The 25,390-nt window shown below is 41.4% G+C and carries 25 protein-coding genes and 1 pseudogene; 20 read left to right on the top strand and 6 right to left on the bottom strand.

The genetic code is table 11. From position 1 onward, the window contains the following. Positions 1 to 188 precede the first annotated feature (188 nt). The 3 genes from ydfG (at position 189) to ABLA76_RS00695 (ending at position 1,686) form a co-directional block, all read left to right on the top strand. Positions 189 to 935, top strand: a complete 747-nt coding sequence (gene ydfG, locus ABLA76_RS00705) for a bifunctional NADP-dependent 3-hydroxy acid dehydrogenase/3-hydroxypropionate dehydrogenase YdfG (protein WP_047770925.1) — start codon at positions 189 to 191, stop codon at positions 933 to 935. A gap of 70 nt (positions 936 to 1,005) precedes the next feature. Next, the gene (locus tag ABLA76_RS00700; RefSeq protein WP_348986479.1) at positions 1,006 to 1,362 is read left to right on the top strand and encodes a DUF1283 family protein; all 357 of its coding nucleotides are present in this window, start codon (positions 1,006 to 1,008) and stop codon (positions 1,360 to 1,362) included. A gap of 30 nt (positions 1,363 to 1,392) precedes the next feature. Continuing rightward, a complete protein-coding gene (locus ABLA76_RS00695) occupies positions 1,393 to 1,686 on the top strand; it encodes a DUF1161 domain-containing protein (RefSeq protein ID WP_348986478.1) in 294 nt (97 codons plus the stop codon). 57 nt (positions 1,687 to 1,743) lie between these two features. Here the strand turns inward: ABLA76_RS00695 and bioD are convergent, their stop codons facing one another. Continuing rightward, on the bottom strand, positions 1,744 to 2,412 hold the full coding sequence (gene bioD / locus ABLA76_RS00690; RefSeq protein ID WP_348986477.1) for a dethiobiotin synthase: 669 nt from the start codon (positions 2,410 to 2,412) through the stop codon (positions 1,744 to 1,746). 158 nt (positions 2,413 to 2,570) lie between these two features. Beyond that, positions 2,571 to 3,485 carry a LysR substrate-binding domain-containing protein gene (locus ABLA76_RS00685; RefSeq protein WP_348986476.1) on the bottom strand — a complete coding sequence of 305 codons (915 nt, stop codon included), beginning with the start codon at positions 3,483 to 3,485 and terminating at the stop codon, positions 2,571 to 2,573. Between the two features lie 201 nt (positions 3,486 to 3,686). Here ABLA76_RS00685 and ABLA76_RS00680 point away from each other — a divergent pair, with 201 nt between their 5' ends. Next, positions 3,687 to 4,892, top strand: coding sequence for an MFS transporter (locus ABLA76_RS00680; RefSeq protein ID WP_348986546.1), 1,206 nt, complete (start codon positions 3,687 to 3,689; stop codon positions 4,890 to 4,892). A 112-nt stretch (positions 4,893 to 5,004) separates the two neighbouring features. Here the strand turns inward: ABLA76_RS00680 and ABLA76_RS00675 are convergent, their stop codons facing one another. Beyond that, a complete protein-coding gene (locus tag ABLA76_RS00675; RefSeq protein ID WP_348986475.1) occupies positions 5,005 to 5,637 on the bottom strand; it encodes a helix-turn-helix domain-containing protein in 633 nt (210 codons plus the stop codon). Between the two features lie 211 nt (positions 5,638 to 5,848). Between ABLA76_RS00675 and tus the strand changes: the two genes are divergently transcribed. Continuing rightward, a complete protein-coding gene (gene tus, locus ABLA76_RS00670) occupies positions 5,849 to 6,775 on the top strand; it encodes a DNA replication terminus site-binding protein (RefSeq protein WP_348986474.1) in 927 nt (308 codons plus the stop codon). Between the two features lie 59 nt (positions 6,776 to 6,834). On the opposite strand, the gene fumC is transcribed toward tus, so the two are convergent. Further along, the gene (gene fumC, locus ABLA76_RS00665; RefSeq protein WP_348986473.1) at positions 6,835 to 8,229 is read right to left on the bottom strand and encodes a class II fumarate hydratase; all 1,395 of its coding nucleotides are present in this window, start codon (positions 8,227 to 8,229) and stop codon (positions 6,835 to 6,837) included. A 172-nt stretch (positions 8,230 to 8,401) separates the two neighbouring features. On the opposite strand from fumC, the gene manA reads away from it, so the two are divergent. From manA to add, 3 genes are all read left to right on the top strand, one after another. Next, complete coding sequence (gene manA, locus ABLA76_RS00660) at positions 8,402 to 9,574, top strand: mannose-6-phosphate isomerase (protein ID WP_348986472.1); 1,173 nt, start codon at positions 8,402 to 8,404, stop codon at positions 9,572 to 9,574. Between the two features lie 113 nt (positions 9,575 to 9,687). Next, on the top strand, positions 9,688 to 11,220 hold the full coding sequence (locus ABLA76_RS00655; RefSeq protein WP_348986471.1) for a YdgA family protein: 1,533 nt from the start codon (positions 9,688 to 9,690) through the stop codon (positions 11,218 to 11,220). Positions 11,221 to 11,426: 206 nt separating this feature from the next. Further along, a complete protein-coding gene (gene add / locus ABLA76_RS00650; protein WP_348986470.1) occupies positions 11,427 to 12,428 on the top strand; it encodes an adenosine deaminase in 1,002 nt (333 codons plus the stop codon). Between the two features lie 39 nt (positions 12,429 to 12,467). Here add and ABLA76_RS00645 read toward each other — a convergent pair whose 3' ends face one another. Together ABLA76_RS00645 and ABLA76_RS00640 are read right to left on the bottom strand one after the other, a co-directional pair. Next, positions 12,468 to 13,457: a bile acid:sodium symporter family protein gene (locus ABLA76_RS00645; RefSeq protein WP_348986469.1), complete on the bottom strand. Its 990-nt coding sequence runs from the start codon at positions 13,455 to 13,457 to the stop codon at positions 12,468 to 12,470. A gap of 37 nt (positions 13,458 to 13,494) precedes the next feature. Next, positions 13,495 to 14,535, bottom strand: a complete 1,041-nt coding sequence (locus ABLA76_RS00640; RefSeq protein ID WP_348986468.1) for an oxidoreductase — start codon at positions 14,533 to 14,535, stop codon at positions 13,495 to 13,497. A gap of 157 nt (positions 14,536 to 14,692) precedes the next feature. Here ABLA76_RS00640 and ABLA76_RS00635 point away from each other — a divergent pair, with 157 nt between their 5' ends. The 12 genes and pseudogenes from ABLA76_RS00635 to ABLA76_RS00580 all read left to right on the top strand — a co-directional run bounded on the left by ABLA76_RS00635 (position 14,693) and on the right by ABLA76_RS00580 (position 24,955). Next, positions 14,693 to 15,133 (top strand): DUF2569 domain-containing protein, encoded by a 441-nt coding sequence (locus ABLA76_RS00635; protein WP_047770937.1) that lies wholly within the window; start codon positions 14,693 to 14,695, stop codon positions 15,131 to 15,133. 117 nt (positions 15,134 to 15,250) lie between these two features. Continuing rightward, complete coding sequence (rsxA, locus tag ABLA76_RS00630) at positions 15,251 to 15,832, top strand: electron transport complex subunit RsxA (RefSeq protein WP_047770938.1); 582 nt, start codon at positions 15,251 to 15,253, stop codon at positions 15,830 to 15,832. Further along, entirely contained in the window at positions 15,832 to 16,455 is a 624-nt protein-coding gene (gene rsxB, locus ABLA76_RS00625; protein WP_348986467.1) for an electron transport complex subunit RsxB, read from the top strand. The genes rsxA and rsxB overlap by 1 nt, the downstream gene beginning before the upstream one ends. After that, positions 16,448 to 18,460 carry an electron transport complex subunit RsxC gene (rsxC, locus tag ABLA76_RS00620; protein ID WP_348986466.1) on the top strand — a complete coding sequence of 671 codons (2,013 nt, stop codon included), beginning with the start codon at positions 16,448 to 16,450 and terminating at the stop codon, positions 18,458 to 18,460. The genes rsxB and rsxC overlap by 8 nt, the downstream gene beginning before the upstream one ends. A 12-nt stretch (positions 18,461 to 18,472) precedes the next feature. Continuing rightward, a complete protein-coding gene (gene rsxD / locus ABLA76_RS00615) occupies positions 18,473 to 19,552 on the top strand; it encodes an electron transport complex subunit RsxD (RefSeq protein ID WP_285810696.1) in 1,080 nt (359 codons plus the stop codon). A 16-nt stretch (positions 19,553 to 19,568) separates the two neighbouring features. Continuing rightward, positions 19,569 to 20,195: an electron transport complex subunit RsxG gene (gene rsxG / locus ABLA76_RS00610; protein ID WP_348986465.1), complete on the top strand. Its 627-nt coding sequence runs from the start codon at positions 19,569 to 19,571 to the stop codon at positions 20,193 to 20,195. A 2-nt stretch (positions 20,196 to 20,197) separates the two neighbouring features. Beyond that, a complete protein-coding gene (locus ABLA76_RS00605; RefSeq protein WP_047770943.1) occupies positions 20,198 to 20,899 on the top strand; it encodes an electron transport complex subunit E in 702 nt (233 codons plus the stop codon). A gap of 11 nt (positions 20,900 to 20,910) precedes the next feature. Beyond that, positions 20,911 to 21,543: an endonuclease III gene (nth, locus tag ABLA76_RS00600; protein WP_348986464.1), complete on the top strand. Its 633-nt coding sequence runs from the start codon at positions 20,911 to 20,913 to the stop codon at positions 21,541 to 21,543. Positions 21,544 to 21,843: 300 nt separating this feature from the next. Next, positions 21,844 to 22,571: pseudogene (locus tag ABLA76_RS00595) on the top strand (transposase); the annotation flags it as partial. A 178-nt stretch (positions 22,572 to 22,749) separates the two neighbouring features. Further along, positions 22,750 to 23,181, top strand: a complete 432-nt coding sequence (locus tag ABLA76_RS00590; RefSeq protein WP_348986463.1) for a hypothetical protein — start codon at positions 22,750 to 22,752, stop codon at positions 23,179 to 23,181. A 283-nt stretch (positions 23,182 to 23,464) separates the two neighbouring features. Then, the gene (locus ABLA76_RS00585) at positions 23,465 to 24,403 is read left to right on the top strand and encodes a hypothetical protein (protein WP_348986462.1); all 939 of its coding nucleotides are present in this window, start codon (positions 23,465 to 23,467) and stop codon (positions 24,401 to 24,403) included. Between the two features lie 345 nt (positions 24,404 to 24,748). Next, the gene (locus ABLA76_RS00580) at positions 24,749 to 24,955 is read left to right on the top strand and encodes a hypothetical protein (protein ID WP_348986461.1); all 207 of its coding nucleotides are present in this window, start codon (positions 24,749 to 24,751) and stop codon (positions 24,953 to 24,955) included. Positions 24,956 to 25,390: the final 435 nt, after the last annotated feature.

Here is a 25,390-nt window from a genome sequence, read left to right as displayed (position 1 = left end):
ATCTTAAGATATTCATTCAAAGCAAATTCCCCGATTTCAATTCTAAATTTTTTAAATCACAGCCAAATAATTAATTAAAAAAAACAATGAATTGGCAATAAATCCATAATTTCACCTTGACTAATGAGATACAACTTTTTCTACTAATATGGACATTACGATAATAAATTGCAGATAAGAGGATAGTTATGATTGTTTTTGTGACAGGCGCAACGTCTGGTTTTGGTGAGGCAATTGCAAGAAAATTTATCAAACATGGCTCCATCGTTATTGCAACAGGACGCCGTAAGGATAGATTAGATCAGTTGAAAAATGAATTGGGTGAGAACTTCCACCCCATCCAACTTGACGTGAGAAATCGCACTGCAATCGAGCAAACCGTTCAACAACTCTCAGATAGCCTACGTAATGTAGACGTTCTTGTGAATAATGCAGGACTTGCGTTAGGGTTAGAACCCGCTCACCAAGCTAACCCTGATGACTGGGAAACAATGATTGATACCAATACGAAAGGACTAGTGAACATGACGCGGGCTTTGTTGCCTAATATGGTACAAGCCAATCATGGCCACATTATTAATATTGGTTCCACCGCAGCAAATTGGCCTTATGCCGGGGGCAACGTATATGGTGCTACTAAAGCCTTTGTCAAACAATTTAGTTTAGGATTGAGAGCTGACTTACATGGAAAGAATATCCGAGTCACTGATATTGAACCTGGTCTGGTTGAAGGAACTGAATTTTCTCATGTTCGTTTTAAAGGCAATCAGGAAAAAGTTGACAAAACTTATGCAGGTGCCGATGCATTGACGGCGGATGATATTGCAGAAGCGGTATTTTGGGTTGCTAACTTACCTTCTCGCGTCAATATTAATACATTGGAAATGATGCCAGTTTGTCAGTCATTCGCGGGTTTAAGCGTTTATAGGGATTAATAGTTTTTTGGCAGTTTCGTTAAATGGCTTAGTCTTATAGTTTAAGTAACATAGTAAAAGAGGTTCAAAAATGAACGTTCGTTCTTTGATTGTTAAAAGTGTTTCTGCTATTGCTCTGGTATTTTCTCTCTTTTGGCAGACGTCCGCATTCTCTACGCCATGTACGTCAGAAAGCACGTGTGTAACCATCAATGGTGGAGAAACTTCCTTGAGCAAAGAAATGGCCCGTCAAAGCAAAGAAGAATGGAATGAACAGAAAAGATTGCGCTATAAGGCAGATATACGTAAAGAAAAAGAGTTTGATAAGTATGAAATGGAAGCTGATAATCGTGAAGCCTGTTTAAAAAGTGTCGATATTAATGCTTATTGGGAACCGAGCACAAAACGTTGTCTGGATATCAATACAGGTCGCCCGATTAAACCTTAATAAAATCAACACTGACATCAAGATAAGGAGATGATGGTGAAAAAGATCCTACTGACCGGAGCTTTGTTTTTTGCGTTTTCTTCCTTTACAGTACAAGCAGCTCAAGCTTCGCAAAAGAAAACATGTGAAAACTTGAAAGAAGAGATTGCGCAGAAGATCATTAAAAATGGTGTTTCAACAACGGATTTTAGACTTGACTTGGTTCCTAGTGATCAAGTTACTGAAAACAATACGACAAGTGGAAAGGTTGTTGGTCATTGTGATTATGGTAAACAAAAAATAGTCTATGTCCGTCTTTCTCATGATAAGAAAGGTCAAGAGTAGTATTCTTTCTGACTTTCGGAAAAGGGAGCGAAATCTGCTCCCTTTTTATTTCTCTTTTTAATCATCAAATGCCGATATCGCAGCAATATCCAGATAGCAAGACAAGTCGCGTTCTTCGGGCCTTAAAAGATAAGGTATTTCCCCCAGCTGTGGAGCTGGTATGTGACGCCGTAACCTTTCCAATACCTTGGCGTAGTGTGCTAATCCTGGATTGATACGATTAGCAATCCAGCCAATCAGGGGGATACCCTCATTCATGATAGATTGTGCCGTTAGAATAGCATGGCTGACACAACCAGCCTGAATACCAACGACCAAAATGACGGGGAGTTTCTCTTGCACTACCCAATCAGAATAAAACGTTTCATCTTCCAGCAACATACGCCAACCACCGTTACCTTCAATGATGACGCGATCTGCTTTATAGCCTAAATTTCTTAGACCTTTTGTCATTTGAGTAAAATCAGCACGATTTTCTTCTTTATAATTGTTTTCCCAAACAACAGGATTGATTTCTTCATAATCCACTTGTACCGGTGAAGATTTATGTATGATTAAGGCATCACGATTACGTATTCCCTCCGGAGTTTCATGTTTTTCTGTCGCAATAGGTTTATATCCTACTGCGGTTGTTCCTTCACGATTAAAGACTTGCAATAATGCGCGGGTAACAACTGTTTTACCGATGTTGGTATCCGTGCCTGTAACAAATACGCGCGTTAACATAAATTCATTTTTCCGTAATAACAGAATAGATTGACCGGTTACTTACTCTCTTTAACGAGCAAGGTTAGAGTGTAGAAGATGTGTTTAAGATAGGGGTTGCGTTAGCTCAATGTTTTGTGTGATGGGTGTTATCCGTGCTACCACTTCAAACTTCAACTTCAAACTTCATCCACAATGTTTGAAATCAGGAGATGAGTTAACCGATCTGCCGCCGCACTGTTATTGTAATTTTTATGTTTAACCAACCAAACTTCGGAGTAGGCAGGATTGTTGGCTAAAGGCAGATATTGCACCCCATCCAGTTTCATTCGGGTAAACGACTCCGTAATAATGCTTACTCCTAATCCCGCAGCGACTAATCCTAATATCGTCATGGCTTCCCCCGCCTCCTGAGAAATCGTTGGAACCACTCCCACATTAGCCAATAAGGAAATAATTTCATCATACAATGCCGTTCCTACATCACGCTCAAAAAACACCAGTGGATAATCAGATAGCATTTCCAAATTCACACCTTCACTAGCGTACTTCAGCAAAGGATGATCATCGTATACGGCCAACATAAAGCGCTCGCGGAAGAGTAACTGATGCTCCAGGTTATCGGGCAATGACGTATTACGCATAATCCCTATATCGATTCTGCCTGTCTGCAAAGGCGCGATTTGCTGTTTGGTATTCATTTGATGCATATGGATGGCAACATCAGGATAACGTTCCCGGAATTGACGTAAACTCAGTGTTACTTTTTGCATAAAAGGTGTGGTGGATGTAAAGCCAATTGATATCTCCCCTAACTCCCCTTGCTGCATTCTGGCAGCTTTGGTTGCTGCCGCATCAACTTGGGAAATGATTTGATAGGCTTCCTGAAGAAACATATGTCCAGCAGGTGTTAAATTAACATTCCTGTTATTACGTACCAGTAACTGGGCATTTATATTCGCTTCCAGCGCTTGGATCTGCTGGCTTAATGGGGGTTGTGAAATATTTAATCGTTCTGCTGCACGTCCAAAATGCAGCTCTTCTGCCACAGCAATAAAGTAACGCAGATGTCTGAGTTCAATATGAGTAGTCATTATTTATGATCCTATTGATACTTTAAAAGTATCATTCTGAATGATTAATATATTAGACAAAATATTCATGAATTTCTATCCTTGATCTACATCAAGTAATTAACGTTTGTTTTACATAGATAAGGAAGTAGCGTGAATACAATCCAAAGCGTCAGTGAAAAATCAGCTGTCTCTGGCGTCGAAAGAGATGTTGAAAACACGATTAATCAAGGATACAAAAGTAAACAGCCTTACATTCAACGTGAAGATGCTGTATACCTGCGGGTCACTCTCTCGTTCTTTGCCGTAGGGCTGGCAACATTCGCATTACTCTATTTTGTTCAACCCATTTTGCCAATTTTGTCAGATGAATTTGACATCTCGCCGGCCAATAGTAGTTTGGCTTTATCCCTTTCCACCGGAATGTTATCCCTCGGTCTATTAATAACCGGTCCTTTATCCGATGCCCTTGGCCGTAAACATGTCATGGTAGTATCACTTATTGCCGCCGCCATTTTTACTCTCTTAAGCTCTGTCGTAACTAGTTGGCACGGGATTTTGTTTATGCGCGCACTAGTGGGTTTATCATTAAGTGGTGTTGCCGCTGTTGCGATGACTTATTTAAGTGAAGAGATCCATCCCAGTTATGTAGCCTTATCTATCGGTCTCTATATCAGTGGTAATTCAATCGGGGGTATGAGTGGACGTTTGATTACTGGTGTGATTGCTGATCACTATTCATGGCGGATTGCCGTTATCTTACTTGGTACATTTGCTTTAATCTCCGCTATTGCATTTTGGAAGATGTTACCGGAATCCAGGCACTTTAAATCCAGCTCATTAAAACCTAAATCATTACTTATCAATTTGAAGCTACATCTCCGTGATCAAGGTCTTCCCCTGCTATTTGCCGAAGCTTTTTTGCTTATGGGAAGTTTTGTCACTATGTTTAACTATATTGGTTATCGATTGTTAGAAGCACCTTATCATTTAAACCAGACCATTGTTGGTTTGTTATCTGTCGTCTACTTAACAGGAACTTACAGCGCAACTAAAGCCGGTGGATTAATAAGCAAGCATGGAAGAGGAAAAGTCTTGTTAGCCGCTATTGGTATGATGCTAATTGGTTGCTTAATCACCCTATTTTCTCCTGTCTGGGCAGTAATACTGGGAGTGATGATATTGACAACAGGCTTCTTTGCCGCTCATGCCGTTGCTAGTGGATGGATAGGACAAAGAGCCAAGCGCGCCAAAGCACAAGCTTCATCGCTCTATTTATTCTGTTATTACTCTGGCTCCAGTATTGCTGGAACATTAGGTGGAGTATTCTGGTTCTATTTTGCATGGAACGGCGTTGTTGCATTCATTTCATTATTAATGATAATTGCTATTTATTTAGGCTTAAAACTCAATAAATTACCAAAATAATAAAATATAGCTGCCGACATCAATTTTATTTAAATAATAAATGTCGGCTTTTTTAACAAAATATTTAAAATAATCTGAATTATTCATTGTTTATCTGATACCTGAAATATTATTAATAATAGGATTCAATCGGTAGCACTAAAACTTTTGTTAAATATCCATCAATAATTTCAATGCATCCTTCTTTTTTTAGAGAAAATAACATTCGTTGTATACAACTGCGTGAAAGTGTGCATCTTTGTTCTATATATTTAATTGCCGTAATATTTTCTCTGAATTCTGTCGGTAAGGTCATCAGGTGAGATAACAAACTACACACGACTTCCTTATTGCCATGACGGAAAAGGCTAATATCTCTGGCATATAAGAAAGATATTTTATAGGAAATTATTCTCATCCACTCTCTATAGAGGTCATGCTTCTTTATGGCATTCAATGCACTAACCCGAGGAATTTGATAAATTTTACAACTTTCCCCCAGCTCAATGGAATAATAGATTTCTGCTCCAGAATAGAAAGATAAACCAATAATATAGGGTGAAAAAAATGTAGCAATGATTAAATTGTCGTTGATTCTGCGCATATTGATATATCCTTGCTCTAATAAAAAAAACTTAGCAAATTCACTGTCTATTTTAATCGCTTTTTCTTGTGTTGATAAATCAGCAGTGATCAAGTCAGAGTATGGTAACAATGCATCGATCACTTTCTTAAAGGAATTTATTGGTTTAATTAGTCTTTTCATATTTAATGACCCTGGTGTATGCCCCACTCTGTCAATCATTTAATTTTCAATTAACGTGTTATTGTGTTTTTAACACAATGTTAAATTATTTCGCAATAGGTGTTTTCTTTTTTAGTTGGCTTTTGGGATGGTAAGTTGTAGATTGTTTTTGGTTTGTTTTATACTAAAAGTATGTTGTAACTAAATAAATTGCGTATACTTGAGAATAATCATGAATAAATATTTTTCAATAGAATCACTCACAACTTGCTTTAAAAAACAAGAAGAAAAGCTCTCTGAACTGGTGGAGTTGTTAATGTGTTATCGGCTTCTTGATGCACGGGTATTTGAATTACCAAAAATTGAAAAAGGTGAAGAACATGAACAAATAACCGAAATTATGGTCAATCAGCTACAGGGAAATGAAGCGCTCAATGTAGGTTTACACTTCTATCAGAAACTATTCATACACCATAATAATCCTAATGTCAGCAGTAAAGCGGCGAGCCGCCTGCCAGGTGCCTTGTGTTTTGCTGTTAACCACCAGCAATATAAAGAAGCAATGGAAGTCATTAATGAAGTCAACCAATTAAAAATAGAGTTAGAAAATATCGTTACCAAAGAATCAGGTATCAGCAAAGAACAACGATTTGAATTTGTTCATGATCATTTGCGTGGTCTTATTACCCTGAATGCCTATCGCACTATCACCCCTCTATTAAACCCTGATTCCATTAATTTTGGGTGGGCTAATAAGAACATCATTAATAAAATCACCAAACAACAAATTTTGGAAAGGCTGGAGAAAAGCTACAATGCGGGCAGAGCAGTCCCACCCTACTCCAGTGATCAATGGGCAGCATTGGTGGCATTGGAGATTACAGATATTAAAAAATTACCCGATGATGTGGTATTGAAAATCAAACGACCAGTCAAAGTGCAACCTATTACCCGTGTATGGTATTCAGAGATACAAAAGCAAGTCCAGTATGCCTGCCCGGTTCCTGTAATTGTTTTCTACACAGAGGATGGTGAAATCAAACCTAAAATCGGCACCTTGTCCAACTACAATGCCAACGCAATTAAACATAAGTATAAGCCCAAAGCGAAGCCACTTGAGTTGGTCATTCCCCGCTTACATCTCTACAAAGAACGCTGAGAAATAAAAAACCGGAGCAAATGCTCTCCGGTTTTTTCATTTTTGCTTATATAGCAAGTTTACTTCATGCTGCCAACCATATCTTCTGGACGAACCCACGCATCAAATTCAGCTTCCGTTAAATATCCTAACTGGAGTGCTGACTGCTTCAGCGTCAGGCCTTCTTTATGTGCTTTTTTAGCAATTTCAGCCGCTTTATCGTAACCAATATGAGTATTTAATGCGGTTACCAGCATCAGTGATTCATTCAACAATTGGGTGATGCGATCACGATTAGGTTCAATACCAATAGCACAATGCTCATTGAAACTACGCATACCATCCGCCAGCAAGCGTACAGATTGCAAGAAGTTATGGATAACCATTGGGCGGAATACGTTTAATTCAAAGTTACCAGACGAACCACCAATGTTGATTGCCACATCGTTACCCATCACTTGAGCACATAACATGGTCATCGCTTCACACTGAGTTGGGTTCACTTTGCCTGGCATGATGGAGCTGCCTGGCTCATTTTCAGGAATGGAAATCTCACCAATACCACAGCGAGGGCCAGAGGCCAACCAACGAACATCGTTAGCAATCTTCATTAATGATGCAGCCAAACCTTTCAATGCACCGTGTGAGTGAACCAGCGCGTCACAAGTTGCCAGGGCTTCAAATTTATTTGGCGAAGTGACGAAAGGATGGCCGGATAATTCAGCAATTCTCTGCGCAACACGAACGGCATACTCAGGATGTGTATTCAGTCCCGTTCCTACCGCAGTACCTCCCAAAGCCAGTTCACACACATGAGGAATACTCTCTTCAATGTGCTTCAAGTTATGTGTCAACATGGCGGCCCAGCCGGAAATTTCCTGACCTAAGGTTAATGGAGTTGCATCTTGTAAGTGAGTACGGCCAATTTTTACAATGCCTTTAAATGCTTCCGCTTTATCTGCCAGGGTTTTTTGTAGTACTTTTAACTCTGGTAACAAATGTTCACGTAATGCAGTCACTGCTGCAACATGCATGGCCGTTGGAAAAACGTCATTAGAGCTTTGGCTCTTGTTAACATCATCATTAGGATGAATCAGACGCTCATTGCCCCTTTTACCACCAAGGATCTCACTACCACGGTTCGCCAACACTTCATTCATATTCATGTTGCTTTGAGTTCCCGAACCGGTCTGCCAGATAGCAAGAGGGAATTCTGTTGGGTGTTTGCCTTCCAACACCTCTTTCGCCGCAGCGATGACTGCTTCGCCACGTTCTTTAGGCAGAAGGCCCAGATCCATATTGACGCTAGCCGCAGCTTGTTTAGTCAATGCAAGCGCATGAATCAATGCAACAGGCATTTTTTCCTGAGAAATACGGAAATGCTCCAGTGAACGCTGAGTTTGCGCCCCCCATAATTGGTCAGCAGGTACTTCGATAGGTCCCATTGAGTCTTTTTCAATGCGAGTGGCTGCCATTACTATCTCCTTAGCACACAGAATAATTGAATACGCCGGAACAAACTTTGCGGATAAATTAGTCGGCATTCGCGTATCATGCCATAAAGTTATTATCGATAATGCGACCTAACCGTGTTTATTGTATTGTTGTCATATAAATAAGTTACTTTTTATTATAGGAAATTCCGCCATGCTGAAAATGACCAACAAAATCCAACATTATGACTGGGGAAGTAAAACCGCTCTGACGGATATTTATGGTATCGAGAACTCGGATAATCAGCCAATGGCAGAATTATGGATGGGAGCACATCCAAAATGTAGTTCGCTGGTAACAGACCCTCAAACGGGTGAAATGAGCGCCTTGAGTACGTTGATCGACCAAGAACCAGAGAAATACCTTGGAGGAAAAGTAGCCCGGCAATTCCAACGCTTGCCTTTCTTGTTCAAAGTATTGTGTGCAGCTCAACCACTGTCTATTCAAGTGCATCCTGATAAGACATCCGCAGAAATAGGTTTTGCCAAAGAAAATGCCCAAGGGATACCGTTAGACTCAGCACAACGCAACTACAAAGATGATAATCATAAACCTGAATTGGTCTATGCGCTGACCTCGTTCAAGGCCATGAATGCTTTTAGACCTTTATCTGAGATCGCACAATTACTGGATCATGTTTCTGCCGCGCATCCAGATATTCAGGCATTCCTCCAGCAACCGACTGAACAAAATCTGTCGTTTCTGTTTTCACAGTTATTGAATATGCAAGGCGAACAAAAACAGTTGGCGATGGCTGTCTTAAAGTCAGCATTAAACTGTCATCAGGGCGAACCGTGGGATACCATCAAACAAATAACCTTCTTCTATCCCGATGATAATGGACTGTTTACACCACTCCTGCTCAATGTCGTTGAACTCGAACCCGGCCAGGCGATGTTTTTATATGCCCGTACTCCCCATGCCTATCTTGATGGCGTCGCCTTGGAGGTTATGGCCAATTCTGACAATGTGTTGCGTGCCGGTTTAACCAGTAAGCATATTGATGTCCCTGAATTAATGGCTAATCTGGATTTTATTCCAAAAGCTGCCGATACTTTGCTAACCGAACCAAGGCAAGAAAAAGAGGCGCTGAATTATCCTGTTCCTGTTAATGATTTTTGTTTTTCTGTTTATTCTGTTTCAGAACAACCAATCTCATTGGAAAATGATTCAGCATCGGTTCTATTTTGTGTTGAAGGGCAAGCAGTTATCAGCACTGATAAGCAGCAGTTAAAATTACTCTCAGGTGAATCAATCTTCTTACCTGCTATTGAAAAAGCCGTCACTGTTTATGGTCAGGGGAGAATAGCCAGAGTATCTAATTAATTTTATTATATTCATATGGTTATGATTGATTTTATTGGTTATTAATCATATTTTTCAGTGAATTTTGACATAAATACAAAACGCATAACGCGTTAAAAGGATGGAATTTCCACATGAAAAAATCGTTAGTTGCAGTAAGCGTTGTTGTTGCTATGGGTGCGGTATGGACAGGGACATCATGGTATACAGGTAAGAAACTTGAAGACCGTTTAGATAGCTTCATAAAACAGGCAAACACTGAACTGGTGAAATCATTTCCTGAAAGTGGCATAGAATGGCAAGCAAAAGATTTCAAACGAGGGATTTTCAGCTCCGATGTCCGTTTGATCCTAAACATCAAGAATGGTGTAAAAAATGCCGATATTCCGCCAAATGAAGAAATCACTTTCAAATCGACAATTGATCATGGGCCATTTCCGATTTCTAACCTGAAGAAATTCAACCTGATACCCCAAATGGCCTCTGTCCACGCAGAACTGGAAAAAAATGATGCGTTGAAAAAACTATTTAATATCACAAATGAAAAATCATTGTTTAACTTAAATGCTAAAGTCAGTTATAGCCGTGCGCTCTCTGCTAACATTGAACTGGTCCCGATTAATCATACGGAAACGCCTGAAAATGGTGACCAACGGGTTCTGTCATTTTCAGGCGCAAAAATCAGTGCCGACGTTAATCATGATCTCAGTGAATTTTCCTTCACAGTCAAAAGTGATGAATTGTCTTTTAGTGATCCTACCAAAAAAGAAACAGTTTCACTTAAAGGTATTGATTTTAAAGGAGATAATAAAAAAGGTAAATTTGATATCTATACCGGAGATCAAAGCTACAGTATTGGCGAATTCAGTATGAATGGAATTCCTAATGAGCCAAATATCGCTCTTAAGGGAATGAAAGTGACATCCAATTTAGGTGAGGACAAGGACAATCTGAACATCAAAATCGTTTATAGCATTGATGGTGTAAAAATTGAGGATATCGAGTTTGGCTCTGGTAAGTTAGCCCTGGGTATGGAAAAACTCGATGGCCAGTCTGTACGTAAATTTACCCAAGCTTATAATGATGCGGCAGAAGCCGCCTTGACTACAGATAAAGCATCTTATGATGCAACTTCCCTGGCAGTACTCAGTAACTTACATCTCCTCCTGAATAACAATCCACAATTTAGCATTTCTCCTTTTAGCTGGAAAAACAGTAAAGGCGAGAGTTCAGTAGATTTCAACCTTTCCTTACAAAACATTCCTGAAGATAAAAGTGCATTGCAACTCATGGGACCGGAAGAGATAGTTCGTACCCTGGTCCAAGAGTTGTCCTTGCACATTAATGTACCGAAAGCCATGTTGATGGAATCTATTACGCAATCAGCGATGCTAGATGGTCAGGATAAAGCTGCCGCAGAAGCTCAGGCAGAACAACAAGTTAAAATGATGACTCAAAAAGGGGTTCAAAACAAAATTCTTACTGATAAAGACGGTATCATTGGTCTCAATTTTCACTACACCAATAATAAAGTTAAATTAAACGACAAAGAGTCCAGCTTACATCAATTCCTGCTTGATAATGGCCTTGCAGGGTCCTATGATGAAGCAGATGGTGAACAAAATCAGCATGATGATACCAAAGCTGAACTTCCTGTCGTTGAATAAGTGTACAGTTAACTCACCGTCATCTAAATAAATAACCAGAACCCGGCTTTCGGGTTCTCCCACAAGAAAGTACATGCTTAGGTTAAAAAAACCTCCTCAGCTAAGACATCGCTAACATTAAGATATCAATAGTGCTTTCACTTTCTTGCCAGTCAACACGTTGGCTGGCTTTTTTGTATATAAAATTTGATAAGAAGGATAAGAAAATGATTGACATACAGCTTCCACTGACCGATCTACACCGTCACCTCGACGGTAATATCCGTCCCGAAACCATTTTGGATCTTGCTCGTCAACATAATATCCCACTCCCAGCTTATGAGCTGGATGCATTACGTCCTCATGTCCAAATCATTGAAAATGAACCTAATCTTGTCAGTTTCCTGCAAAAATTGGACTGGGGTGTGACTGTACTTGCCGATTTAGAAGCTTGCCGCAGGGTTGCCGTTGAAAACGTTGAAGATGCGATCAATGCGGGTCTTGATTACGCTGAACTGCGTTTCTCCCCTTATTACATGGCTATGAAGCACCAACTTCCCGTTGAAGGTGTTGTGGAAGCAATCATCGAGGGTATTCATTCAGCAAGCCAGAAACATGATATTCAGATCCGTTTAATTGGTATTCTGAGTAGAACATTTGGGGGAAAAGCTTGCACCGAAGAACTCGCTGGACTTCTTGCTCATAAACAACATATCACCGCACTAGATCTGGCCGGTGATGAATTAGGATTCCCCGGCCATCTCTTTGAGCAACATTTTATCCAAGCGCGTGACGCAGGCTGGAATATTAGCGTACATGCAGGTGAAGCCGCAGGTGCGGAAAGCATCTGGCACGCTATTCGTGAATTGGGGGCAACCCGCATTGGCCACGGTGTCAAAGCAATCACTGATCCAGCCCTAATGGATTATTTGGTTGAATATGGCATCGGTATTGAATCCTGCCTGACATCAAACCTGCAAACCAGCACAGTCAGTTCTTTGCAAGCTCACCCGCTGAAACAATTTCTTGAGCACGGGATCTTGGCATCAATTAATACCGATGATCCGGCAGTAGAAGGCATTGAAATTCGTCATGAGTATAACGTTGCTGCGCCAGCAGCGGGGCTGTATCCAGCGCTGATCCGACAGGCGCAGATTAATGGTCTGGCAACTGCATTCCTTAGTGAAGCAGAAAAACAGGCACTGAAAGAAAAAGCCGCCAACCGCTAAGAAACATTATTTATGCTAAATTGTTCCAAAGGCAGAAAACTACTCTGCCTTTTTTGTTTTTAGGCGCTGCGCATAACGCTGTGCAAGAACAGCACAAACCATTAATTGGATCTGATGGAAAATCATCAGCGGTAACAGCATCACACCTACCATTGGCGCGGGAAATAATACATTTGCCATTGGCACACCATTCGCCAGGCTCTTCTTCGAACCACAAAACACAATAGTGATTTCGTCATCTTTACTAAACCCCAGCAGACGCGAGCTATATACGTTAATTATTAGTACGATAGCCAATAAAACACAGCAAACGATCCCAATCATAAGCAGTGAATAAGTATCGATTTTATGCCAAATACCTTCCACCACCGCCTCACTAAATGCAACATAAACCACCAGCAAGATAGAAGAACGATCGGTCATATTGACCCATTTTTTATGTTTTTCCACCCAACCGGCAATCAGAGGACGCGATAAGTGTCCAACAATAAAAGGCACCATCAACTGTAAGATGATATCTTTTATCGCTTGCCAGGTATCAGTTTGGGCAGCGCCCTCATGAGCCTGGATCAAAAAACCAACTAATAATGGGGACAGGAATACGCCTAATAAACTTGAGGCGGAAGCACTGCATACCGCCGCAGCAACATTTCCCCCGGCAACAGAGGTAAAAGCGATAGCCGATTGTACCGTGGCAGGTAAAGCACAAAGATAAAGAAAGCCCATATAAACCGTTGGTGACATCCACTCTGGCACGATGAAACTTAACCCCATTCCCAATATGGGAAACAAAATAAAAGTGCTAGTGAAAATCACCAAGTGCAACCGCCAATGCCCTATTCCTGCCAAAATGGCATTACGGGATAACTTCGCTCCATGCATAAAAAATAACAACGCAATAGCGGCCGTTGTTAAGTACTGAAACCACTTTTTCGCTTCACCTTCACAAGGAAAAAACGATGCAATGATGACCACCGCAATCAATATAACTAAAAAAGGATCAATTCTTAATTTTTGCAACACGTTCATCAATATAAGCCCCCTTGCCCCACCTGCCATTGTTTAATTAATCAATTAAGATTGTGCGCTGTTCTTTTGCCGATTTTTCACCGGCTTCAATAAGCTTCATAATCAAAATAGCTTCGCTAGCAGTCACTGGGTTCGGTTTTCCAAACAAAATCGCATCACGAATAGCGGCATAATAAGCACCATAATTGCCAGGTACAGTAGGAACAACTTTCGTAACCAAGTTATCATCTTGTGACAACGTCACATAACCATCCCGTGCGTCGTATCCCCAGTCTGCCCGTGGTAGTCTTTCCCCCGCCTTTAAACGCTCTTCCTGAGTATCCAACCCATACTTAGTATAACTGCCAGCCATACCATGCAATGTATAAATAGGTGATTCTGCCGCTGCGAGCATCGTTGCATGTAATACAACTTTCAAATCAGGATAGGTAAGTTGGGCATGAAAATAATCCGCCGTCTCTGCATTCGGACGCATCATGCCCAAATCTGTTGTGATGGCTTGTGGTTTGCCAAAAAGTTGAACGGCCTGATCCAGTAAATGGGGAGCTAAATCATACCAAATACCACTACCGGCTCCGGCAGCTTCACGCCAGCGCTGACGAACAACGGGACGGTAACGATCAAAATGGGTTTCATAATATTTTAGTGTTCCCAATTTATTTTCTTTAATAATTGATTTCACCGTCAGAAAACCAGAGTCCCAGCGGCGATTATGAAATACAGATAGCAATAAATTGGCTTCTTCCGCTTGCTTTTTCAATGCTTGAGCTTGTTCTACCGTAATGGTAAAAGGCTTATCAACGATGACATGTTTACCTGCCGCCAATGCCTGTTGTGCCAATGGGTAATGAGTATCATTTGGAGTTGGGATCACAATAAGGTCAATGTTGGGATCACGGAAGAGTTCCTCCGGTGAAGAAACGACCGATATTGCTGGCCAGTCTTTTTTAACTTTATCTGCATCACTGCTGGAAATAGCAACGCATTCAATATTGAATGTTCCTGCAATCAATGGCGCATGGAACGTTTTACTTGCATAACCATAACCTACCAACCCAACTTTTAAAAAATCACTCATAGCTGCCTCTAAAAAATGATCGTAATATCGTAAATCAGGCATCAGAAAGTATCACCACCTCTCACACGTTAGCAAATCCTGATTCCAGTATTACGCTCTTTTTCCTATAATCATTTTCCTAATATCCAAAACACTCATGATGGAGTGAAAACCTCTTATGTATCAGTCCAATGATTATTATCGTATTAATGGCTGGTTATTAGCACCTGCGGCATATCTAATCATGACATTAATTGCTGCCGGTCTGATGTTACTGTTATATATAATGACGTTTATCCATAAAAATGAAGCTATTCATCAAATAGGGGGGAGTTTTACTGCGTTGTGGTATGCCTCAGTATTAACCACGACAATGATGTGGTGTTTTACTGTATGGGTATTGAAACTCCTTTTTATTCGTTCAAAACGATTCCCACGAATTTTTATTATGTGGCTGATGGTTTCCGTGCTGATAGCCATCAAAACTTTTGCCTTTTCTCCTATTTCTGATGAAATGGCAATACGCTCCCTATTATGGCCATTACTGGCTGCTGCCGTTTTCATTCCTTATATTAAACGCTCCCACCGGGTGAAAATGACTTTCACACAAGATCGATAACATACCCCACAATTGATTGTTATCATTGCCCCACTTCCCCACGTTCAGGTGGGGAATTTCTACTCAAACTATGTAAGCCGTGTTCCATTTTCCAATATCTTATTTTCAGGTATAGCAATGACTGAATACCTTTTGTTATTTATTGGCACAGTTTTGGTCAATAACTTTGTTTTAGTAAAATTTTTGGGTCTGTGCCCATTTATGGGTGTGTCCAAAAAACTCGAAACCGCCATCGGTATGGGGCTGGCCACAACTTTTGTTCTTACCCTAGCCTCTATTTGTTCATGGCTGGTAAACACATTCATTCTTGTCCCGCTTGACTTGGCTTATTTGCGAACTCTGAGCTTTATTCTCGTTATTGCGGTTGTCGTTCAGTTTACTGAACTGGTCGTCCGCAAAACCAGCCCGACGCTTTATCGCTTGTTAGGAATTTTCTTGCCACTGATTACAACTAACTGTGCTGTCCTTGGTGTTGCATTACTGAATGTCAATCAATCCCACGATTTTTTACAATCTGCTGTCTATGGCTTCAGCGCTGCCGCAGGTTTTTCGCTCGTCATGGTGCTATTTGCCGGCATTCGGGAACGCCTGGCCGTTGCCAACATTCCTCTCCCATTTCGTGGTTCATCAATAGGGCTTATTACCGCAGGGTTAATGTCCCTCGCATTTATGGGATTTAGTGGTTTGGTGAAATTCTAATGATGTCATTATGGGTTGCTATCGGCGTGTTAAGCATACTCGGATTAGCTTTTGGCCTAATCCTTGGTTTTGCTGCTCGTCGTTTTAAAGTAGAAGAAGATCCGATTGTTGAAAATATCGACAATCTATTACCCCAGAGTCAATGTGGACAGTGTGGTTACCCTGGTTGTCGCCCCTATGCTGAAGCGGTTGCCAACAATAGTGAGATGATCAATAAATGCGCCCCCGGTGGAGAGCAAGTTATGATAAAAATCTCTGAATTACTGGGTGTTGATCCACAACCGTTGGATGGCGATGATAACGTTCAAAATCCAGCCAGAAAAGTGGCTTTCATTGATGAAGAAAATTGCATAGGCTGCACAAAGTGCATTCAGGCTTGCCCTGTAGATGCCATTATTGGTGCAAACCGTGCCATGCACACGGTTGTTGAAGATCTCTGCACAGGTTGTGACCTCTGTGTCGCACCTTGCCCGACAGATTGCATTACGATGATCCCCGTTGCTACTACTACCTCAAATTGGAAATGGGATTTAAACACCATCCCAATAAAAAATATTCCCGTGACACCCGAATCTACTTTGTTCACTTCTGTTAATCCTGTTGAGGTTAAAACCCATGTTTAATCTGCTCAACTTGCTTAACAAAAATAAAATCTGGGATTTTGCTGGTGGTATCCATCCACCAGAAATGAAGCTGCAATCCAGCCGTACCCCATTACGCCATGCACCATTGCCGGATGAATTAATCATCCCTTTACAGCAACATTTGGGACCAGAAGGCGAACTGCTGGTTAAAGCGGGTGATAATGTGCTGAAAGGCCAGGCTTTAACGTTTGGAATGGGCAGAACAGTACCTGTTCATGCTTCCACATCCGGGACAATTATTGCAATTGAGCCTTACGTTACAGCTCACCCTTCCGGGCTAAAAGAATTGTGTGTCCGGTTGCGTCCTGATGGTAAAGACCAGTGGGGAGAACGTAACCCAGTCGCTGATTACACCACGCTGGATGTCGATGAAATATTGCAACGCATTCAACAAGCCGGTATTGCTGGCTTAGGTGGTGCTGGTTTTCCTACCGAAACAAAACTTAAAGGTGGACGACACAATCTCAAGACGGTGATCATCAATGCGGCTGAGTGTGAACCCTATATCACCGCTGATGACCGTTTAATGCAGGAACATGCGCAAGAGGTTATTTCGGGTATCCGTATTTTGATACATTTGCTTAATCCAAAGCAGGTGTTGATCGGTATTGAAGATAACAAACCCGAAGCAATTAATGCCTTAAACGCAGCACTTAATGGTGATAAGTCCATTATTGTGCGCGTCATTCCAACAAAATATCCTTCTGGTGGTGCCAAACAACTGACCAAGATCCTGACCGGAAAAGAAGTACCTTCTGGCGGTCGTTCTTCTGACATCGGCGTTCTTATGCAAAACGTGGGAACAGTCGTGGCGATAAAGCGGGCTATTATTGATGGCGAGCCGTTAATCGAACGTGTAGTTACGCTAACAGGCGAAGCTGTCACTTCTCCCGGTAATTTCTGGACTCGCCTCGGCACCCCCGTTCACTTCCTGTTACAACAAGCCGGATTTAACCCAGGATCAGAACAAATGGTCATTATGGGTGGGCCATTAATGGGATTCACTTTGCCTGATTTGAATGTCCCCATCGTCAAAATCAGTAACTGTATTCTTGCACCTTCGGTACAAGAGATGGAACCCAAAGTCATTGAAGAAGCATGCATCCGCTGCGGCTTATGCGTTGAAGCATGCCCTGCTGGATTGTTGCCACAACAACTGTTTTGGTTCAGCCGTGGGCAAGAACATGAAAAGGCCAAAAATCACCATTTATTCGACTGTATTGAATGCGGCGCCTGTGCTTATGTGTGCCCAAGTAATATTTCCCTGGTTCAATACTACCGACAGGAAAAAGCTGAAATATGGGCGATAGAAGCAGAAGCACGCCGCTCTACTGAAGCTAAAATGCGTTTTGAAGCCAAACAGGCACGTATGGAACGGGAAAAATTGGCGCGTGAAGAACGTCATAAGAAAGCGGCGGTTCAAGTAAATAGCAGTGATAAAAGTGCTGTACAAGCCGCTCTTGCCCGTGCGAAAGAAAAACAGGGAAATACAGGCGAATCTGTCATTGTACAAGCAGGCCAATTACCTGACAATACGGCAGCAATTGCAGCACGTAAGGCCAGAAAAGACCAGTTGCGTACTCGTCAGGCAGAAAAACAAATTACTACAAGCTTAAATATAGAAAAAGATACATCAATATCGGTTGAAGGTAATGATCCTCGAAAAGCTGCCCTCGCGGCTGCAATAGCCAGGGCAAAAGCGAAAAAGGCAGCACAAAGTGGAGAGGTGGCAACGTCACCAGAGGAACCGCAAAAAAATAGCGCGGATGATAAGCAAGATCCACGTAAGGCAGCCGTTGCTGCGGCTATTGCGCGTGCTAAAGCCAAAAAAGCCGCTCAAAGCCAACCTGAATCGACTCTCCCCCAAACGGGTTCCGAAAAACCGGAAGAAACCGATCCCCGTAAAGCGGCTGTCGCGGCAGCTATTGCACGGGCCAAAGCCAAAAAAGCCGCTCAAGCTCAAGAAAAAGTTACAACAGAATAGTGAAATTTATCGATGAAATTTAGGCCAGTAAAAACTGACAACAACCAACTAAAAGTCGCTAGTTCGCCTTTTACACATAATCAAAAAAGCACCAGCCAGATCATGCTTTGGGTGGTTTTAGCTGCCATACCCGGTATTGCTGTCCAGACCTGTTTCTTTGGCCCTGGAACCTTATTCCAGATCTTATTGGCTATCATTACCGCATTATTAGCTGAATCTGCTGCTATCGCATTAAAAAAACAACTAATACTGCCCTATCTCAAAGATAATTCTGCTTTAGTCACAGGATTGCTTTTAGGTATTAGCTTGCCACCATTAGCACCATGGTGGCTAATCGTGCTAGGCACCTTTTTTGCTATCATTATTGCTAAACATCTGTATGGCGGACTTGGGCAAAACCCGTTTAACCCTGCCATGATTGGCTATGTCGTTCTGTTGATCTCATTCCCTGTCCAAATGACCCGTTGGTTGCCCCCAGAATCTTTGCAGACATTCACTTTAACGCCATGGGATAGCTTGGTGGTCATTTTCACAGGACATACGCCAGATAGCTCTACTTTGTTACAACTGCAACAAGGTATTGATGGATTAAGTCAGGCAACACCGTTGGACAGTTTCAAAACTGGCAGGTTGACTCACAATATTGATGAAGTATTGCAACAACCTATATTACAAGGTGTTTTAGCCGGCATTGGCTGGCAATGGGTTAACGTGGCTTATTTGGTTGGCGGCCTGATTATGCTCAACCGAAAAATCATTAACTGGCAAATCCCAACGGCATTTATTTTGTCACTGGGTATTTGTGCATTGATGAGTTGGTTTTTTGATCCTACTCGTTATTCACCGCCTTTATTGCAACTCTTTTCCGGTGCAACCATGTTAGGCGCATTTTTTATTGCAACTGATCCCGTTAGCGCATCAACAACACCAAAAGGCCGTTTGATTTACGGAGCCATTATTGGTGGGCTTATTTGGATAATTCGAGTTTATGGTGGTTATCCTGATGCGGTTGCATTTGCGGTATTACTGGCAAACATATGTGTACCACTTATTGACCATTACACCCAGCCTCGTGCTTACGGCCATAAATAGGAAAAGAGAGTGTACTATGTTAGAAACTATGCGTCGTCACGGGATTACCCTTGCAATTTTCGCGGCTTGTACGACAGGGTTAACCGCCATTGTTTATTCATTAACAAAGGATCGGATCGCCGAACAGGCAGCTTTGCAGCATAAGGTATTATTGGATCAAGTTGTTCCTCCTGCTTTATACGACAATGATCTGCAAAATGAATGCTATCTAGTGACAAACAATGCATTAGGCAATGAACTACCTCACCGTCTTTACCTCGCCCGCAAAAAAGACGTTCCGGTCGCCGCTGCGTTAGAAAGTACGGCGCCTGATGGCTATTCAGGGGCGATTCAATTACTGGTTGGTGCCGATTTTTCCGGTAGCGTACTGGGGGTTCGTGTCACTGAACACCATGAAACACCGGGTTTGGGCGACAAAATTGAAACCAGAATTTCCAATTGGATCTATGCTTTCTCCGGCAAAAAAATCATGTCAAAGGATGATCACAATTGGGCAGTCAAAAAAGATGGTGGAGAGTTTGACCAATTTACCGGTGCAACCATTACACCACGTGCTGTTGTCAGTGCCGTTAAACGAACTACGCTTTATCTGGAAACAGTGCCAACGCAACTTTCTTCCCTGCCAACTTGTGAAGAGAAATAATTATGAATGAAGCTAAGAATCTATTTATTCAGGGACTATGGAAAAATAACTCCGCATTGGTGCAGCTTTTAGGGCTTTGCCCTTTATTGGCCGTTTCCTCCACGGCAACCAATGCTCTAGGATTAGGATTAGCGACAACACTGGTTTTAGTGAGTACCAATATGGCAGTGTCAGCCTTACGTCGCTGGGTTCCTCATGAAATCCGTATCCCAATTTATGTGATGATAATCGCGTCTGTCGTCAGCGCTGTCCAGATGTTAATCAATGCCTTTGCTTTCGGACTCTACGGATCATTAGGTATTTTTATTCCCCTGATTGTGACTAACTGTATCGTGATTGGTCGTGCTGAAGCCTACGCATCAAAGAATTCAATCTACCATTCGACGATTGATGGCCTTTCAATGGGGCTGGGAGCAACTTTCGCCTTATTCGTATTGGGTTCCATGCGAGAAATCTTGGGGAACGGGACGATTTTTGATGGTGCGGATTTATTGCTGGGTAGTTGGGCCAAATCACTGCGTATTGAAATAATTCATCTGGACTCCCCTTTCCTACTTGCCATCTTGCCACCGGGTGCTTTCATTGGGTTAGGTTTGATGCTGGCAGGAAAATATATCATCGATGAACGCATTAAAAATCGGACAGAAAATAAAGAACGCCGGTACCTGGAAAAAGGCTGTGGAAGCCATATCACAAGAGGCTGAAGTAACCAGATATGAATCAACAAAAACGGATTGAGATACTCACCCGTTTACGGGATAACAATCCACATCCAACTACTGAGCTGGTGTTTAATTCTCCATTTGAGTTGCTGATTTCTGTATTACTATCTGCGCAAGCTACAGATGTCAGCGTAAATAAAGCAACGGCAAAACTATACCCCGTAGCTAATACTCCGCAGGCGATCCTTGATTTGGGTGTTGATGGTTTAAAGGAGTATATAAAAACCATTGGGTTATATAACACTAAAGCTGAAAACGTGATCAAAACCTGCCGGATATTGCTGGAAAAACACCAAGGAGAAGTACCGGAAGATCGCATAGCGCTGGAAGCGTTGCCAGGTGTCGGTCGAAAAACGGCTAACGTTGTTTTAAATACCGCTTTTGGCTGGCCAACCATTGCCGTTGATACACATATTTTTCGTGTCAGCAATCGAACCCATTTTGCCCCAGGAAAGAATGTTGATGAAGTTGAGAAGAACTTATTGAAAGTTGTGCCAGCCGAATTCAAGGTTGATTGTCACCATTGGTTGATTCTGCATGGTCGCTATACTTGCATTGCTCGTAAACCGCGCTGTGGATCTTGTATTATTGAGGATCTTTGTGAATATACGGATAAAACCGAATAATAATAAAACCTTACCCTCTTAAATCTCTATTAGTCTGTCTCCTGGTTAATTCTTGCAGGAGACAGACCGGATAAACCATTTCGTTCCTTCCCCTTGTATGTAATTAAATTCGATGGCTAGCTACCATCGAATGAAACGGAGTGAGCTTGTCCCTCCCCTTAAGGTTAACACCTTGATTAATAGCAAAAGCCCTCCGTTTCCCCTTTCACGCCAGCATTAACATTGAACGGTTGCTAAGAGCGATGACTCTGTATGTACAAGGCTAATAGGCGTGATGGTTCAGTGGAAGGAGAAAACGTTATGTTTCAATTAGGTATTGACGTCAGTAAGAAAACCCTAGATTTGTGTCTGCTGCGCGAAGGTGTTAAAGGCAGAGTAAAAACCCGCAAACTTAAAAATGATCTGAATGCCGCTAATGTCGTCGTCATCTGGCTCAACAAACAACACTGCGAACTATCCGATGTCCATATCATTATGGAGTCCACCGGAGTTTATCATGAATCATCAGCCTATGGTCTTCACAACGCCGGAGCAAAGGTATCACTTGCTAATCCTCATCGCAGCAGAGAATTTGCCAGAGGTATGGATATTCTGACGAAAAATGACAGCGTGGATGCTTATATGTTGGCCTGCTACGGTGCGCTTAAAGAACCCGACCTGTGGGAACCCCCCCAGAGAATATCCGTTATCTCAGTGCACTTTTACGACGCCGGGATGCACTTGTTACAGACTGCACCCGTGAAAAAAACAGGCTGGAAAAATGCCATGCAACGGATACTCCCTCCGCCGTTTCTGAGTCCATTAAAAATATGCTTCAGAGTCTGATGGATGAGCTGGTTCATCTGGACAAACTTATCCAAGAGCACATTGAGCATTATCCTGAATTTAAAAAAGATTTTGACCTGCTGACATCAATAAAATCCGTAGGTTTTCAATTAGGTTTGAATATGTTGGTTGTACTGCGGAGCCATCGTTTCAAAACTGCAGAGCAGGTAGCGGCATTTTTAGGTGTTGTACCCATTGAAAAATGTTCAGAATACTTATTTTTTCAACTACTCAGGCAGCATCTTACTAAGAAAGAGTTATAAAGATAGTTTATCCCGCACAGGATCTGATAACATGGGTCGTAGCATGAATACCAAATTATCATGCCGCTCAAATCCTCTCTGTCAAACGTCAACACAACCTAATTTAAGGAAGTTAAGTATGAGAAAAATATCTCTGAAATTCCTTTTTACACTATTAGCTCTGGGCACTGTAACCATCGCTTATGCACAAAAAGACCAAGCTAGACCAAAAACAATTGGCTCAAAAAATATTGCATATGGAAAGAATTGTAGCTCTAATACCCCCTATAAAGGCTATGTTACTTCTGTTGCCGTTGGATATGGGGGCGCTAATAAGAGCGATACAAAAAATTGGATAAGTATTACACTTGTTGATAAAAATGGAAAAAATCCTGAGTGGTATTGGACAAAGGATGATGCTGATACGGATGCAGGAAAAGCGCTCCTCTCTACAGCACAATATGCCGCTTCCAGTGGGCAAAAGATTTATGCTGAATGCACTCCAGGAGGCGGCGGAGACCATGATGATATAAAAAGCCTATGGGTTGGACCGGATGCCCCGAGTCCGTAAATTAAATTTTATGTTGATAAAGATTATTATATAGAGCCTGTACATAGATTTGTTTAATTGCCCGATTTTGATATGTTTAATTAACCTTCAAAATAAGGTGTACTTATGGATAACAAACAATTACAGGCTCTTACGACTGAATTGGCCAAAAATCTTAAAACGCCGGATGATCTCAGTCAGATTTCCCGTTTTCTCAAAATAGACGGCGCTAAAAGCTTAAGTCCTTTGATAATATTACTGCTATGCACTAATAATACTGACATCAAAAAAAGAGAGGACACACATGAAATTATTTTTAAATATATTCATTACATTTTTTTTAGCCGCAAATTTTACTTCTCATGCTCTTGCGGATAACCCAACTCCTTTACCTTTTGATGGTAATGAAAATATATTCAATACCGTTATATTACAATTTGATAATAATAATGATCTTTATGATGTTACTAGAAATTATGGACCCACTCTTCGTTATCAGATTCCTGATGATTTAACGATAACATATTCTTATGATAGGCAAAGCTATAGAATACGATTAGCTCCTATTGTCGATCGTGCCGCTCGATATTGGGATCAACTTTTAGGCCCTTATGGTTTTCATATTTATCGTGCGGACACCGGTACCCCGTCAAATTTTATTATTAGTACAATGTCAATCGATCAGGCAGCAACTTTGGGCAGAGGGCTAGTTCCGCAGGCATTCACGCCACCCCCAAATTCGCAAGGATTAACTCATGCTCGTGAGCGGTTGCCATATCTTATCACGGGCCCAGGTATGTATATAACAGAAAGTCGTTCTATAGATGCTTCGCAACATGAATTCATTCGCCGGATTTTTGGGCCAGGAGATCTAGACAGGCACTTTGAAAGCCTGATATATCTGTTCATCCTTCATGAATTTGGTCATGCAGTGGGTTTGACTCATCCAGAAACAGTAACGGAGCGAATAAATGACTTATATGAGACTTTAGAAATGGGTTTTCTTGAGCCAGATGATTATGCCGATCCCGCAAGTCCCCTTCGCCAAGTAGGAGTCATCAGAGGACGTTATGATAGTGATGCACAAATAATGTTTCAAAGCGAAGAGGGGTATTTAGAAGCACTTCATTTACAGCATGGAGGCAGAAATATTACAACTGATGACTTTGTTCTTTCCAGAAATGAAAGAGAAATTATCACAAATTATATAGGGGGGTGTTCTTCTGCAAGATTGCGTAGATAAATTCCATTCGGTAATAAGACTTGTTTGTACCGAATCAGTTACCCTCAGGCAATCCAAATGACTCCAATTACAACTATGTTTTTATTAGATTAATATCTAAATACAATAAACCCTATGACAAATAATACTATTTTTAACCAGCGAAGTTAAACTATTAATTTATTAACAAAGGGGAGATCATGAAAAAAAATTAAACTTTTTTAGTCATTATTGCGAGCATCTATACCAATCCAACTTCAAGATGCGTGTTATATTTCCCCGCTGCGCGGGGAAATATAAAGCCTCGCGTCGTCTTGCGGATTGCAACTTGAAGTTTATCGAGTATATTTCTTCTTAGGAAATACAATGGCACATGCAGGACAACTAAAATGCACGGGAAATGATATTTCAGTAGATTATTATAAAAGCAATTATAATAATGATATATTAGCGGGAAAAAACATGTTGTCATTGACACAGTTTGCATTGGCTTCTGGTATAAAAGTTAAAGCATGTTGTGGCATTAATGGAACTGTAAGAGATTTATTTATAGGCCCTAATACGTGGAAATAACCCCCATATCAGGTATCAGGATACTTATTTCCAACCTCCAAGCTGACGGTCTTGATAGAGAGTTCTTATAAAGAATGATAAGCGACTCTTTGGTTTTTGACCGAACGTGCTGATTTAACAAACGGTGCTCTAGTGACCAGTATTTGAGTTCACCCGGTTCAAAATATCATCAATGCCCTGAAACGCCTGAATGACGGGCAACGGCATGTGTTATTTCGGTCGGATTGGATGCCCTTTCTGCATAACACAAGGGGACAATGAGTTCGCTTGACGTGTGTAATGGTAGTGAAGAGCATGAAATTAGTATTATGCTGGCACTTGTAAGTGGTGTTGTGGGAGACCTAACAGTATGTTGTAACTAAAATTATTTATGGGCCATGTAACGTTTCCAATATGGGTTAAATTGTAATAAAAACTAACGCGATGCTCGACTTT

It is taken from the genome of Xenorhabdus sp. SGI240, assembly GCF_040081915.1.
GTDB lineage: Bacteria > Pseudomonadota > Gammaproteobacteria > Enterobacterales > Enterobacteriaceae > Xenorhabdus > Xenorhabdus bakwenae.
Note: the sequence above shows the minus strand (reverse complement) of the source record. Positions and strands in the feature narration are given on the sequence as shown.

Excerpts from the sequence above, each read along its gene's own strand:
- rsxD (WP_285810696.1), top strand. The coding sequence starts at position 18,473 with ATGAAATTTAGGCCAGTAAAAACTGACAACAACCAACTAAAAGTCGCT.
- nth (WP_348986464.1), top strand. The coding sequence starts at position 20,911 with ATGAATCAACAAAAACGGATTGAGATACTCACCCGTTTACGGGATAAC.
- tus (WP_348986474.1), top strand. The coding sequence starts at position 5,849 with ATGAATAAATATTTTTCAATAGAATCACTCACAACTTGCTTTAAAAAA.
- ABLA76_RS00585 (WP_348986462.1), top strand. The coding sequence starts at position 23,465 with ATGAAATTATTTTTAAATATATTCATTACATTTTTTTTAGCCGCAAAT.
- ydfG (WP_047770925.1), top strand. The coding sequence starts at position 189 with ATGATTGTTTTTGTGACAGGCGCAACGTCTGGTTTTGGTGAGGCAATT.
- ABLA76_RS00605 (WP_047770943.1), top strand. The coding sequence starts at position 20,198 with ATGAATGAAGCTAAGAATCTATTTATTCAGGGACTATGGAAAAATAAC.
- ABLA76_RS00695 (WP_348986478.1), top strand. The coding sequence starts at position 1,393 with ATGATGGTGAAAAAGATCCTACTGACCGGAGCTTTGTTTTTTGCGTTT.
- rsxB (WP_348986467.1), top strand. The coding sequence starts at position 15,832 with ATGATGTCATTATGGGTTGCTATCGGCGTGTTAAGCATACTCGGATTA.
- rsxA (WP_047770938.1), top strand. The coding sequence starts at position 15,251 with ATGACTGAATACCTTTTGTTATTTATTGGCACAGTTTTGGTCAATAAC.
- ABLA76_RS00645 (WP_348986469.1), bottom strand. The coding sequence starts at position 13,457 with ATGAACGTGTTGCAAAAATTAAGAATTGATCCTTTTTTAGTTATATTG.
- ABLA76_RS00580 (WP_348986461.1), top strand. The coding sequence starts at position 24,749 with ATGGCACATGCAGGACAACTAAAATGCACGGGAAATGATATTTCAGTA.
- ABLA76_RS00700 (WP_348986479.1), top strand. The coding sequence starts at position 1,006 with ATGAACGTTCGTTCTTTGATTGTTAAAAGTGTTTCTGCTATTGCTCTG.
- add (WP_348986470.1), top strand. The coding sequence starts at position 11,427 with ATGATTGACATACAGCTTCCACTGACCGATCTACACCGTCACCTCGAC.
- ABLA76_RS00640 (WP_348986468.1), bottom strand. The coding sequence starts at position 14,535 with ATGAGTGATTTTTTAAAAGTTGGGTTGGTAGGTTATGGTTATGCAAGT.
- rsxG (WP_348986465.1), top strand. The coding sequence starts at position 19,569 with ATGTTAGAAACTATGCGTCGTCACGGGATTACCCTTGCAATTTTCGCG.
- ABLA76_RS00685 (WP_348986476.1), bottom strand. The coding sequence starts at position 3,485 with ATGACTACTCATATTGAACTCAGACATCTGCGTTACTTTATTGCTGTG.
- ABLA76_RS00655 (WP_348986471.1), top strand. The coding sequence starts at position 9,688 with ATGAAAAAATCGTTAGTTGCAGTAAGCGTTGTTGTTGCTATGGGTGCG.
- manA (WP_348986472.1), top strand. The coding sequence starts at position 8,402 with ATGCTGAAAATGACCAACAAAATCCAACATTATGACTGGGGAAGTAAA.
- bioD (WP_348986477.1), bottom strand. The coding sequence starts at position 2,412 with ATGTTAACGCGCGTATTTGTTACAGGCACGGATACCAACATCGGTAAA.
- fumC (WP_348986473.1), bottom strand. The coding sequence starts at position 8,229 with ATGGCAGCCACTCGCATTGAAAAAGACTCAATGGGACCTATCGAAGTA.
- ABLA76_RS00635 (WP_047770937.1), top strand. The coding sequence starts at position 14,693 with ATGTATCAGTCCAATGATTATTATCGTATTAATGGCTGGTTATTAGCA.
- ABLA76_RS00675 (WP_348986475.1), bottom strand. The coding sequence starts at position 5,637 with ATGAAAAGACTAATTAAACCAATAAATTCCTTTAAGAAAGTGATCGAT.
- rsxC (WP_348986466.1), top strand. The coding sequence starts at position 16,448 with ATGTTTAATCTGCTCAACTTGCTTAACAAAAATAAAATCTGGGATTTT.
- ABLA76_RS00590 (WP_348986463.1), top strand. The coding sequence starts at position 22,750 with ATGAGAAAAATATCTCTGAAATTCCTTTTTACACTATTAGCTCTGGGC.